The 13,209-nt window shown below is 32.7% G+C and carries 12 protein-coding genes and 2 riboswitches; of the genes, 1 reads left to right on the plus strand and 11 read right to left on the minus strand.

Annotated features, from left to right (window positions below; genetic code table 11):
- Window positions 1–44 precede the first annotated feature (44 nt).
- The gene (gene mnmE / locus E7419_05440) at window positions 45–1,427 is read left to right on the plus strand and encodes a tRNA uridine-5-carboxymethylaminomethyl(34) synthesis GTPase MnmE (protein ID MBE7014632.1); all 1,383 of its coding nucleotides are present in this window, start codon (window positions 45–47) and stop codon (window positions 1,425–1,427) included.
- A gap of 408 nt (window positions 1,428–1,835) precedes the next feature.
- On the opposite strand, the gene thiC is transcribed toward mnmE, so the two are convergent.
- The 11 genes from thiC to E7419_05495 form a co-directional block, all read right to left on the minus strand.
- Window positions 1,836–3,140, minus strand: a complete 1,305-nt coding sequence (gene thiC, locus E7419_05445; GenBank protein MBE7014633.1) for a phosphomethylpyrimidine synthase ThiC — start codon at window positions 3,138–3,140, stop codon at window positions 1,836–1,838.
- 18 nt (window positions 3,141–3,158) lie between these two features.
- Window positions 3,159–3,965, minus strand: a complete 807-nt coding sequence (gene thiD, locus E7419_05450; GenBank protein MBE7014634.1) for a bifunctional hydroxymethylpyrimidine kinase/phosphomethylpyrimidine kinase — start codon at window positions 3,963–3,965, stop codon at window positions 3,159–3,161.
- Between the two features lie 9 nt (window positions 3,966–3,974).
- The gene (locus E7419_05455; protein ID MBE7014635.1) at window positions 3,975–4,616 is read right to left on the minus strand and encodes a thiamine phosphate synthase; all 642 of its coding nucleotides are present in this window, start codon (window positions 4,614–4,616) and stop codon (window positions 3,975–3,977) included.
- Complete coding sequence (gene thiM / locus E7419_05460) at window positions 4,603–5,424, minus strand: hydroxyethylthiazole kinase (protein MBE7014636.1); 822 nt, start codon at window positions 5,422–5,424, stop codon at window positions 4,603–4,605. The genes E7419_05455 and thiM overlap by 14 nt, the downstream gene beginning before the upstream one ends.
- A gap of 116 nt (window positions 5,425–5,540) precedes the next feature.
- Window positions 5,541–5,646, minus strand: a riboswitch (TPP riboswitch).
- Window positions 5,647–5,706: 60 nt separating this feature from the next.
- A riboswitch (TPP riboswitch) is annotated at window positions 5,707–5,813 on the minus strand.
- A gap of 12 nt (window positions 5,814–5,825) precedes the next feature.
- A complete protein-coding gene (locus E7419_05465) occupies window positions 5,826–6,722 on the minus strand; it encodes an elongation factor Ts (protein ID MBE7014637.1) in 897 nt (298 codons plus the stop codon).
- A 25-nt stretch (window positions 6,723–6,747) separates the two neighbouring features.
- The gene (rpsB, locus tag E7419_05470; GenBank protein MBE7014638.1) at window positions 6,748–7,482 is read right to left on the minus strand and encodes a 30S ribosomal protein S2; all 735 of its coding nucleotides are present in this window, start codon (window positions 7,480–7,482) and stop codon (window positions 6,748–6,750) included.
- 176 nt (window positions 7,483–7,658) lie between these two features.
- Complete coding sequence (locus tag E7419_05475; GenBank protein MBE7014639.1) at window positions 7,659–8,003, minus strand: histidine triad nucleotide-binding protein; 345 nt, start codon at window positions 8,001–8,003, stop codon at window positions 7,659–7,661.
- A gap of 2 nt (window positions 8,004–8,005) precedes the next feature.
- Entirely contained in the window at window positions 8,006–10,657 is a 2,652-nt protein-coding gene (gene alaS / locus E7419_05480; protein ID MBE7014640.1) for an alanine--tRNA ligase, read from the minus strand.
- Window positions 10,658–10,670: 13 nt separating this feature from the next.
- Entirely contained in the window at window positions 10,671–12,062 is a 1,392-nt protein-coding gene (locus tag E7419_05485; protein MBE7014641.1) for a hypothetical protein, read from the minus strand.
- A gap of 33 nt (window positions 12,063–12,095) precedes the next feature.
- Entirely contained in the window at window positions 12,096–12,536 is a 441-nt protein-coding gene (locus tag E7419_05490) for a YaiI/YqxD family protein (GenBank protein MBE7014642.1), read from the minus strand.
- On the minus strand, window positions 12,517–13,182 hold the full coding sequence (locus E7419_05495; protein MBE7014643.1) for a hypothetical protein: 666 nt from the start codon (window positions 13,180–13,182) through the stop codon (window positions 12,517–12,519). The genes E7419_05490 and E7419_05495 overlap by 20 nt, the downstream gene beginning before the upstream one ends.
- Window positions 13,183–13,209 lie beyond the last annotated feature (27 nt).

A 13,209-nucleotide genomic window follows, 5' to 3' on the forward strand; every position in this document is an offset into this window, starting at 1 on the left:
AACTGTTATATAATAAAGTAAAACGTTTAATGAAAGGAATAATTATGAAGATTTTTGATACGATTTGCGCAATTTCAACGCCCATTGGTACAGGCGGAATTTCTGTTATAAGAATAAGCGGTGAAAATGCTTTTTTGATTTCTCAAAAAATATTTAAATCAAAGTATGGAAAAACAATAGATGATATGAAAAGTTTTTCTATTCTTTTTGGGAATATATATGATAAAGATGGTCATGAAATTGATGAGGTTCTATTATCAAAATTTGAGGCTCCCAACTCATTTACGGGAGAGAATGTCATCGAGCTATCCTGTCACGGAGGTATGGCTGTTACAAAAATGATTTTAAAAGAGTTAATACGTGCAGGTGCGCGCATGGCTGAAAACGGTGAATTTACAAAAAGAGCATTTTTAAATGGGAAAGTTGATTTATCTCAGGCAGAAGCAATTATTGACATCATAAATGCAAACGATGAATATAATGTTTATTCAGGCGAAAATCAATTAAAAGGAAAACTCTCTGAAAAGATAAACTCTATAAGAGAAAGTTTAATAAATGCAACCGCATCTATTATTGCAGTTATTGACTATCCCGAAGAAGACATTGACGAAATTACAACAAAAGATATTGTAAATGTTTTAGAATCATCGAAGGATAAAATAAATGAACTTATTAAAACATATAATACAGGTAAAATAATAAGAGAAGGGGCAAAAATCGTTATTGCAGGAAAACCTAATGTCGGGAAATCTTCTCTTCTTAACGCACTATTAAAAGAAAATCGTGCCATTGTAACAAATATTGCAGGTACTACAAGAGATACTTTGGAAGAAGTAATTAATATTGACGGTCTTAAAGCAAATATTGTTGATACAGCAGGAATAAGAGAAAGTGATGATATTGTTGAAAGTCTTGGGATTGAAAAAGCTTATGAGATGATAGATGAAGCCGATCTTATATTATTTATTATTGATTCATCATCTCAACTTTCAGATGAAGACATAGAAATTGCAAATAAAATTAAAGATAAAAACACTTTTGTTATATTAAATAAAACAGATTTAAATAATAAATTTGATATTACACCTGTAAAAGAAATAATAAACAATGCAAAATATATCGAAACAAGTGCAAAAGAATTAACAGGTATTAATGAGCTTACAGACCTGATTAAGCACTCTATTTTAAATGGCGAAATAAATATAAAAGAAAATTTATATATAACAAATGAAAGGCATTTTGAAAAATTGACTATTACCCTTTCATATATTGAAAAAGCTATTAATGATATTAAATCCGGCGTTTTTCCTGATATAGTATCAATAGAGATTGAAAATGCAATTTCGGAACTTGGCGAAATCACAGGACTTACTGTAAGCGAAGAAATTATCAGTAACATTTTCTCAAGATTTTGTCTTGGCAAATAACAATAATTAATATAAAAAACAACAAATCATCAGATTTGTTGTTTTTCATAGGGATAGGAAAAAAGTTTCAGAATGGACAAACTTATTTAAGAATTTATCTTAAAGAACATTTTCAATAATTTACCAACAAATTTAGTAGGTTTATAAACAACAATTTTCATAAAAGCCCTCCTTTTTACCGACAATTCTTAAATACTAAAAAGCCTATGTATATAACTATTAAAGTCAGTATAATTACAAGAAACTCCATAGGCAGAATAAAACTTATAATTAAACCGATTCCAAAAATCATAAGTAATATTCCAAGTCCTTTACCCCAACAGTTCCACATAATTACACACCTTTATTTGTTATTTCTACTATATTATATTAAACAAAAATAAAAATGTTAAAAAACCCATATTAATTTTATAAAATATCAATATACTCACCGTTTAATGCCTTGTTCATACTTCTTAACGCACAAAACTTGCCACACATAGAACAACTTTCTTCAATTTCAGGTTTTCTGTCATCACGTATTTTCTTTGCCGTTTCAGGATCAATAGAGTATTCCCATTGTTTTTCCCAATCAAAATTTCTTCTTGCATCAGCCATTTTATCATCAATATCTCTCGCATGCGGAATCTTTTTTGCAATATCGGCTGCATGTGCTGCAATTTTCGATGCAATAATTCCTTGTTTTACATCATCTACATTCGGGAGAGCCAAGTGTTCTGCCGGCGTTACATAACAAAGAAATGCTGCCCCATTAGACGCCGCTATCGCTCCACCGATTGCAGAAGTTATATGGTCGTAACCGGGTGCAATATCCGTTACAATTGGACCCAGCACATAAAACGGTGCTCCCATACAGATTGTCTGTTGAAGTTTCATATTGGATTCAATCTGATCAAGAGGCATATGACCCGGGCCTTCTACCATAACCTGAACATCTTTTTCCCAAGCACGCTTTGTAAGTTCTCCAAGTCTTACTAATTCTTCTATCTGGCAAACATCACTTGCATCTGCAAGACATCCGGGCCGACAAGCATCTCCAAGTGAAATGGTTACATCATATTCACGGCAAATATCAAGTATTTCATCATAATATTCATAAAACGGATTTTCTTCACCTGTCATGCTCATCCATGCAAATACAAGTGAGCCTCCACGAGACACAATATTCATCTTTCTTTTATGGTTCTTAATCTGTTCTATTGTTTTTCTTGTGATACCACAATGGATAGTTACAAAATCAACACCATCTTGTGCATGAAGTCTTATAACATCAATAAAATCCTTTGCGGTAAGTGTACTTAAATCTCGTTGATAATGTATTACACTGTCATATACCGGAACTGTTCCTATAATCGCCGGACATTCTCTTATCAATTTTTGTCTAAATGGTTGAGTATTTCCATGAGAAGACAAATCCATTATAGCCTCTGCTCCCATATTTACTGCTGCCATAACCTTTTTAATTTCGATATCATAATCTTTGCAGTCTTTGGAAACGCCTATATTTACATTAATTTTTGTGCGCAGCATTGAGCCTACTCCATTTGGATCAATACAGGCATGTAATTTATTTGCACAAATTACAACCTGACCTTTGGCAACAAGTTCTCTGATTTCCTCAGCTGTTCTGTATTCCTTTTTTGCAACCACCTTCATTTCAGATGTTACAATACCTCTTTTTGCAGCATCCATTTGTGTTGTATAATTTCTCATTAAATCACTTCCCTTCAATCAGTTCTTTCCCTCAGCAAAATATGATTTTAGATCAAAATTGTGCATCAATGGTCCGGAGCCTTGTCCTAAATCAAGCTGTGCTAAAATAGCATTCGAAATATATTCCTTTGCTCTTTGCACAGACTCAACAAGTGTGAATCCTTTGGCAAGATTTGATGCGATAGCAGAAGATAAGGTGCATCCTGTACCATGTGTATTTGGATTATCTATTCGTTTTCCCTTGAACCAACGATATTCTTTGTTTGCATATAAAAGATCATTTGCATCATTTATGCTATGTCCGCCTTTTAAAAGTACAGCACAACCAAACCTGTCACCAATAAACCTTGCTGCCAAAAGCATTTCTTTTTTTGTTTGAATATTTATACCTGACAGAACACATGCTTCTTTTATATTAGGCGTAACTATAGTTGCCAATGGAAAAAGTTCATTTGTAAGTGTTCTAACCGCATCTGTTTTAATAAGTGCAGAGCCACTCGTTGCTATCATAACAGGATCGAGAACAACATTTTTTACTTCATAAAGTTTTAGACTGTCCGCAACAACATGAATTAGTTCACCTGAAGATATCATTCCTATTTTAACGGCATCAGGATAAATATCCTCAAAAACGGAATCCAATTGTTGTTTTAAAAAATCAGGAGTTGACTCCATAATTGCTCTAACACCTGTTGTATTTTGAGCAGTAAGTGCTGTTATAACACTCATTGCATAAACACCATTCATTGTCATAGTTTTTATATCGGCTTGAATACCTGCCCCACCGCTTGAGTCACTTCCCGCAATTGTCAATGCAGTTTTCATTTTTTCTCCTCACTTTAAAATAACTTTTTTTGTTTCTTCCTTTAAATTTTTTGTTGCCAATTCAATATCATCCGATGCAAATATTGCGCTAATTACTGCTATTCCAGAAATTCCGCTATTTTTAAGTTTTGATACATTGTCAACACCAATTCCACCAATTGCAACTACAGGAATATTGACGGCAGTGCATATTTCTTTTAATGTATCAAGACTTACATTATCCGCATCCAATTTTGAACCAGTAGGAAAAACAGCACCTACACCAATATAATCAGCACCTTCTTTTTGAGCATACAATGCCTGTTCAACGGTTTGTGCTGATACGCCGAGTATCTTATCATTTCCAAGAATTGCTCTTACATTTTCGGCTTTCATATCACTCTGCCCTACATGAACACCATCTGCATTTATTTTTCTTGCAATTTCAACATTATCATTGATAACAAAAGGAATGTTGTACTTTTTACAAAGTATTTGTATTTCTAACGCTTCATTTAAAAAACTTTTTTCATCAAGGTTTTTCTCACGAAGTTGAACAAAGGTTACTCCGCCTTTTATTGCTTTCTCAACTTGTTCATACAAAGTTTCTCCATTAAGCCATGTACGGTCAGTTACTGCATATAAAAGCAATGATTTTTTATCGCACTTCATATTTTGCTCCTTTATTAAGTTTATCTGCATTCATATTGTATATTGCATCTATAATGTGATTACGAAGGCTTGAATTACCCTCATTGTCTTTCATATTTGACACTCCAATTTCCCCTGCAAGTCCCATAAGACACACTGCTGTCGCAACTGCTTCGGTTATATTATCAGGATTTGCAACTGCGTATGCTGCAGCAAGTCCTGACAGCATACATCCTGTTCCTGTAATACGACTCATCATTGGAGAACCATTACGAATTATATAACACTTTTCGCTGTCAGATACCAAATCTATAGCACCTGTTATTGCAATAACTGCTCCCGTCTTTTTGGAAAATGCTTTTGCAAACTCTATCATACACTCAAGATTTTCTTCTGTTACAATATCTGCATTATCAGCATCAACACCTTTGGTTGTTCCGAATCCTGATACAAGAGTTTTAATCTCCGATATATTCCCTCTTATAATATCAGGTTTAATTTTATCCATAATATCAAGTGCAATTTCAGTTCTTAATTTACTTGCACCTGCACCAACAGGGTCAAGAAGTACAATATGCCCAAGTTCCTTTGATTTTTTACCGGCAATAAACATTGCCTCTATACTTCTCTTATTCAGTGTTCCAATATTTATATTAAGTCCTCCGCAAATAGATGTAATATCCATAACATCATCAGGTTCATCAGACATAATAGGGCTACCTCCTGATGCAAGCAGTGTATTTGCAACATCATTAACTGTAACATAGTTCGTGATGTTATGAATTAGGGGTGTTTTTTCCTTCACATTTTCAAGACATTTTCCAAACATAATTTACCTCTTTCTCCGAATTTATTTCGGCTTTAAATTTTATTAATTTAACAGCAGGATTTGCAAACAAAAAAGAGGACACCGACTTGGCATCCTCCAACATTTACTATAATTTTAGAACACATATCAGGCATCCCTACGTTGGCATTATCCAAATCAGGTTATCGGTCGAAGGTCACACCTTCCTCTCAGCCTGTCATACAAGCTCCCGCTATTTTATTTCACTTTTATATATAAAAAAGAAGCCACCGATTTGGCAGCTTCATTAATTCGTGTATTTCTTATAATATTACACAGACATTCCTACGTTGGCATTATCCAAATCAGGTTATCGGTCGAAGGTCATACCTTCCTCTCAGCCTGTAACACAAGCTCCCGCTTCTTTAATATTCATTTAAATATTATTTAATCATACTTGCAACTTCGTCAGCAAAGTTATCTTCTTTCTTTTCTAAGCCTTCGCCTTTTTCAAGTCTTGCAAAAGATTTAATTTCAATTTTTCCGCCAAATTCTTTTGCTTTGGCTTCAACATATTTTTTAACTGATAAATCAGGATCTTTAACATATTCCTGGTCAAGTAAACATACTTCTTTATAGAATTTGTTAATTCTTCCCATAACCATTTTTTCAGCAATATTCTGAGGTTTACCTTCATTTAAAGCCTGAGCCATAAGAATTTCCTTTTCTTTTTCTACGATTTCAGAAGGAACTTCTGACTGGCAAACATACTGAGGTTTAACAGCAGCAATCTGCATTGCAATATCTTTACCAAACTCAGCAAAACCAGGATTTGATGCAACGTCTGTATCAAATTCAACTGCAACACCGATTCTTCCGCCACCATGAATATAAGTAGCAACTGTACCAGCATATCTTACGAATCTTCTTATGTTCATATTTTCGCCGATAACTAAGATTTTTTCTCTTAAAGCATCAGCAACTGTATTTTCTGCATCATATTTTAATTCGTTTAATGCTTCAATATCTGCAGGGTTTTCTTTAGCAACGATTTTTGCTAAGTTTGAAACAAATTCAACAAAACTTTCATTTTTAGCAACGAAGTCTGTTTCAGAGTTAACTTCAATTAACGCTGCAACTTCGTCGTCTCTATAATCAGCAACAATACCTTCTGCGGCAATTCTTCCTGCTTTTTTCTGAGCAGCAGCAAGACCTTTTTCTCTAAGGATTTCAGTTGCTTTTTCCATATCACCGTTTGCTTCTGTTAATGCTTTTTTACAGTCCATCATACCACAACCGGTTGATTCTCTTAATTCTTTAACCATAGCTGGTGTAATCATAACATTAATCCTCCAATATATGTGATTATTCTTCTGTAGATTCTTCAGTTTCTTCTACTGTTTCAACCAAGCTGTCAACACCCTGTCTGCCTTCGATAATAGCATTAGACATTGTTTCAGCAATAAGTTTAACTGCACGGATAGCGTCATCGTTACCAGGGATAACGTAATCAACTTCATCAGGGTCACAGTTAGTATCAACTATAGCAACTACAGGAATACCTAATTTTTTTGCTTCCAAAATAGCATTTTTTTCTTTTCTTAGGTCAACAACAAATAATGCTGCAGGTAACTTTTTCATATTTTTGATACCGCCTAAGAATTTTTCTAATTTTTCTCTTTCGCCTTTAAGTTTAATAACTTCTTTTTTAGGTAATAAATCAAAAGTTCCGTCTTCTTCCATTTTTTCTAATTGGAAAAGTCTGTCAATTCTTTTTCTTATTGTTTTGAAGTTTGTAAGCATACCACCAAGCCATCTTGCGTTAACATAGTACATGCCAACTCTTTCAGCTTCTTCTTTGATAGCGTCAGTTGCTTGTTTTTTGGTACCTACGAAAAGGATTTCTCCGCCTTCAGCAGCAATGTCTCTTACAAAGTCATATGCTTCAACAATTTTTTTAACTGTTTTCTGAAGGTCAATGATATAAATACCATTTCTTTCTGTGAAGATGTATTCACCCATTTTAGGATTCCATCTTCTTGTCTGATGTCCAAAATGAACACCTGCTTCTAAAAGTTGTTTCATTGAGATTACGCTCATGTTTTTTTCCTCCATTTTTGGTTATTATTTTCCTCCGGACTACTCATCTAATATAAGAACCATTATTCAGGCACCCTCTTAAATTATCATAATCCGTGCGCATTAGCCATAATATTATACCAAACATTTTTTAAAAATGCAATAGTTTTTTTATATTTTTTCCTGTAAATGAAATTTTATCCTGCGGGCCAACCCAATTCTCTTCCTGCAATCATATGAAAATGTATATGGAATACAGTCTGCCCTGCTATTTTATTGCAATTTGATACAATTCTGTATCCATCTTCTGCAATTCCCTTTTCTTTTGCAATATTTTTAGCAGCTAAGAATATTTTACCTATAAGTTCACAATCTTCCTCTTTGACATCGTTAATTGTGCTTATATGCTTTTTAGGGATTATAAGCACATGAACAGGTGCAGTAGGACTTATGTCGCAAAATGCGTAGACATATTCATCTTCATATACCTTTTGAGATGGAATTTCACCGTTTATAATTTTACAAAACAAACAATCCATAATAATTATCCTTTCACTTGATTTTCTACAATTTCAAGTGCTTTTTTGAAAGCATCATCTATTTTAGCAAGATCTTTTCCTCCGCCCTGTGCCATATCAGGTTTACCTCCGCCTGAGCCTCCTGCAACAGCCGTTACTTCTTTTATAATCATACCACAATGTATGCCAAGAGATACGGCGCTCTTTGTAGCACTTGATAAGAACATTATTCTTCCGTCTTCAACGCCACACAAAACTGCAACACATGGCTCGTCTTTCGCATTTTCCTTAATAGCATCACTTAACGAACGAAGAGAGTTAACATTAACATTTTCCTGTTTTGCAACAATAACTTTAACGCCTTTTACAACCTGGCTGTTATCCATAATGTCGGAAACTGCACCTTTTGAAAGTTTCTGCTGAAGGCTTTCTATCATTTGTTTATTTTCTTTGTTTTCATTAAATAAAGCAGTTGCTTTTTCAGGTAAATCAAAAGGATTATTTATTTTAAATATTTTTGCTGTATCGTTTAATACTTTTATATTCTCATTAAAGAATTTAAGGAAATTAACACCTGTTGCCGCTTCAATTCTTCTTACACCTGCAGCAACCCCGCTTTCAGATAAGATTTTAAAGAATCCAACCTGAGCAGTATTTTTTAGATGTGTTCCTCCGCAAAATTCTTTTGAAAAATCACCCATTGATACAACTCTTACTGTTTCACCGTATTTTTCTCCAAATAAAGCCATAGCGCCCGATTTCTTTGCTTCTTCTATATTCATTAGTTTGCAATCAATGTCCATAGAATCAAGTATTGCTTTGTTGACAAGCTCTTCAACTTTACAGATTTCTTCATCGGTCATTGCTTCAAAATGAGAAAAGTCAAATCTTAATCTGTCAGAAGAAACAAACGAACCCGCTTGATTTACATGGTCGCCAAGAACTGTTTTTAATGCTTTTTGCAATAAATGAGTAGCAGAATGATTTCTTGCGGTTGACATTCTTGTTTCTTTATCAACTGTAAGTTTTACATTATCTCCTACTGAAATAATTCCTTTTTCCGCTTTAACAGAGTGACCTATTTTACCTTCGGAATATTTAACAGTATTTACTACAGATAATTCACATTTTTCTGAAATGATTGTACCAATATCTCCTGCCTGTCCTCCGCTTTCGCCATAAAATACTGTTTTATCAGTAATAACAATTGCTTCTTCGCCTGCAACAAGTTCAGATACTTTTTCGCCATCTTTTATAATTGCGATAATTTTAGCATCGCAGGAAAGATTATCATATCCTATAAATTCGCAATTATCTAACTCTTTTAGCATTTTAGCAATATCATTTTCCCAGCCGAGTGTAGATGTATCTCCTCTTGCATTTTGGGATTGTTCTCTTTGCTTTTTCATTTCTTTTTTATAAGTTTCTTCATCAACATCAAATGAATTTTCACTCATAATTTCTTTTGTCAAATCAAGAGGAAAACCGTATGTATCATGAAGTTTAAACGCAGTTTCTCCGTCTAATGTCGTGATATTTTTCTCTTTCATTGAAGATATAATATCATTAAGAAGAAGCATTCCTGAATCAATTGTTTTATAGAATTTCTTTTCTTCTACGCTAATTATCTTTTTGATATATTCCTGATTTTCATAAAGTTCACTGTAAGCATCTTTTGACTGAGAAATCACAACATCTGCTAAATCAGTTAAGAACATATCTTTTATACCAAGAAGTTTTCCATGCCTTGCTGCTCTTCTTAATAACCTTCTTAAAACATAACCTCTGCCCTCATTTGAAGGAATAACACCGTCACTTATCATAAATGTTGTACTTCTTATATGATCGGTAATTACACGGATAGAAACGTCATCTTTCGCATTTTCTCCGTATTTTTTATTACTTATTTTACAAACAGTATCAAGAATACTTCTTATAGTATCAACTTCGAACAGGTTATTTACGCCCTGCATAATAACTGCAAGTCTTTCAAGACCCATACCAGTATCTATATTAGGCTTTGCAAGTTTATTATAATTACCATTTTCATCTTTATCAAACTGAGTGAAAACAAGATTCCAGAATTCAACAAATCTGTCACAGTCACAACCTATTTTACAATCAGGCTTGCCGCAACCACATTCTTCTCCTCTGTCAAAATATATTTCTGAACATGGACCACATGGACCTTGCCCGATTTCCCAGAAGTTATCTTCTTTGCCCATTCTGACAATTCTGTCAGGAGCAACGCCGACTTTCTTAGTCCATATATCAAATGCTTCATCATCATCAAGATATATAGTTACCCACAATTTATCAACAGGCATTTTCATAACCTTTGTTATAAATTCCCACGCCCACTGTGTTGCTTCTTCTTTAAAATAATCTCCAAAAGAAAAGTTGCCTAGCATTTCAAAAAATGTACCATGCCTTGCTGTTTTACCAACATTTTCAATATCCGGTGTTCTGATACATTTCTGACATGTTGTAACTCTTGTTCTCGGGGGAACTTCCTCTCCTGTGAAAAACTTTTTAAGAGGTGCCATACCTGCATTTATTAAAAGTAAAGACGGATCATTATTCGGTACAAGTGAAAAACTTTTCATTTTCAAATGACCTTTACTTTCAAAAAACTTAAGATATTCTTCTCTGATTTGATTTAAGCCTAATTTTTCCATATATAAAACCCCTTTACTGTGTTAAACCGTATTTTTCTTTAAATTCCTGTTTTCTCTTGGCACTTATATATAACATACATCCAATAATCATAATAAAAATCATGTCAAAAGTTACATTATACATAGCCATTGTTCTTGATATATCAACAAGTCCTGATGTTATCATCGGAACATTGAATAAAACAATGTTCATAATAGATAATGATACGCCAAGCACCAGATATCCTTTATTAAATATTTTCTTATATGCGATAAGCATACCAATAAGAAGTAGCGGAATTAAATATATAAACCATAATGTTTTAGGGAAAAGTTTGGATTTAATAAGATTATAAATTCTAAAACCACCCGCAACATCATAAGGACTTTTTCCGCTTGATAATGAAAAATTACCTGCATATTTAGGATAAGTTTCAAAAGCATTCCAACCAACATATTTAAACTGTTTTACATATTCTGAAGGATTGGATAAATAATATTTAAATATATCAGAATACGAAACCTTATTTAAAACATCTTCCTTAAACTTTTCGGTTTTAATATCAATATCCAGTTTATCAAATTGGTTTTTACCTGCTAAAGATATATAATTTTTATCAACATTTAACTTATCAAGAGTTTTGCCCGGATTTTTATTTTCATATAATATTCCGTAAAAAATACTATGGAATTTATCAGTATCTTCGTTTTGATAATCCGAGTAATTTAAAACAGGATAAATAATAAATAAAAGTGAAAGTATTCCTACAATTATTCTATAGGTAATTGATTTTCTCTTATAAATCAAATAACCAGCCATAAAAACAAATGGAATGATAATAAAGAACATATTCGCTTTTAATCCGCATAAAATAAGTGGCACCAAACAAAAAACAACAGATGTAGGAAGTTGAGGCTTATTGGAATTTATAAGTTTTATATATAAACTTACTTCAAATACCAAAAGCACATAAAACATTCCCTCAGCATACAGTGTGTTAAGATACACAAGATACGACAAGTCAAATACAACAAAAATAATAAGCACCGCAAATATTGTATCAAGCACTTTATTTCCAAAATTAACATATTTATTAAGGTAAAAAACGCTGATTAAAAGCAGTATTAAATATATAAACGATAATATCCTTATATCAAAATAATCTGAAAAAGCATCACATAATGCAACAAGAGGTCTGATAACTTTATACATTGAACCGTTTATAACAGTTGGGTTTTCCAAAATAGAATAACCTGTATAAAAATATCCGTCATTAGCGCCCTGAAGCCCGACTGCAGTTTCAAAAGATGAATTGTTTCCCGCGTGATTCAAACCGATTGCAAACGGAGAGAGGCAATATATAAATATAAGAACGAAAGATATTATCATACTTGAATATGTAATTATTTTCTTTTCTCTGGCCATAAAAAAACCTCCTATTAGATTATGATACTATATTTAAAGATTTTTTTCAATAAGAAATTTAAGTTTTTCAATAAAATAAGCATCCATTGTTTTATCTCTTTTAGACGGTCCTTTCAATCTTACTCCGCTCATTCTTAATTTTTTAGATGTATGCCTCACATTAAGCAAAGATAAAATATTCCCGTCATCAAAGATTATACCATTCTGATTTATAACAAAAGCATTTTTTGCAAGACACATTGCCGCAAGACCATAATCCTGAGTAACAACAATATCGCCTTTATCAATTATATTTACTAAAAAAAAGTCAACACTGTCTGCACCTTTGGAAACTGTTATTGTTTCAACATCAGGGTAATTAAAAATATGTGATGTATCGCATATTATAACACATTTCAAATTATATTTTCCGGCTTCTTTACATGTTATTTCTGTAACAGGACATCCGTCTGCATCAATCAAAATTTTCATTATATACCAACTTTAACTTTTCGTTTATTTTTTCTAATTTCTCAGTATCGTTATTTAAAAATTCACATAAAATAAAGGCTTTCATTCTTGCTAAGAATTCTCTTTTTTGCTGATAATTAAGTTGTTCATCAGAATAATCTTCGCAAGCAACACCATAAGCATTTACACCTAATTTCTTCGCAAAATATAATGCTCTTTTTAAATGTTCATTTTGTGTAACAAAAATTACACTTTCGGGATTGAAATTATCTTTAAGATGAGAAACCGAATTAAATGTATCAATCCCTGAATGATCCATAACGATATGATTTTCAGGAACTCCTTTTTTAACAAGATAATCTTTCATAGCAGAAACTTCGTTATAATCTTTCAAAAGATGGTCTCCTGAAACAATAATATTTTCCGCCTTTCCATTCTTATACAAATCATAGACTGTATCAAGCCTTTGTGACAAAGCGTGTGAAACTTTATTGCCGTTAACCGATGCACCAAAAACAAGAATGTATGGTGCACTTTCTACAGTATCTTTATTTCTTATATTCCTATCACCTGTTTTTAAAACGTAAAAATTAGCACAAAAACAAGCAAAAGAAAAAATTAAAACTATGGAAATTATAAAGTAAATAACTCCTTTTATTATTTTAATCATGCAACCCCCTTGCTGTCAGTTTACTCT

The sequence above is a fragment of the Oscillospiraceae bacterium genome, from assembly GCA_015068525.1.
In the GTDB taxonomy this organism is placed as follows: domain Bacteria; phylum Bacillota; class Clostridia; order UMGS1840; family HGM11507; genus SIG450.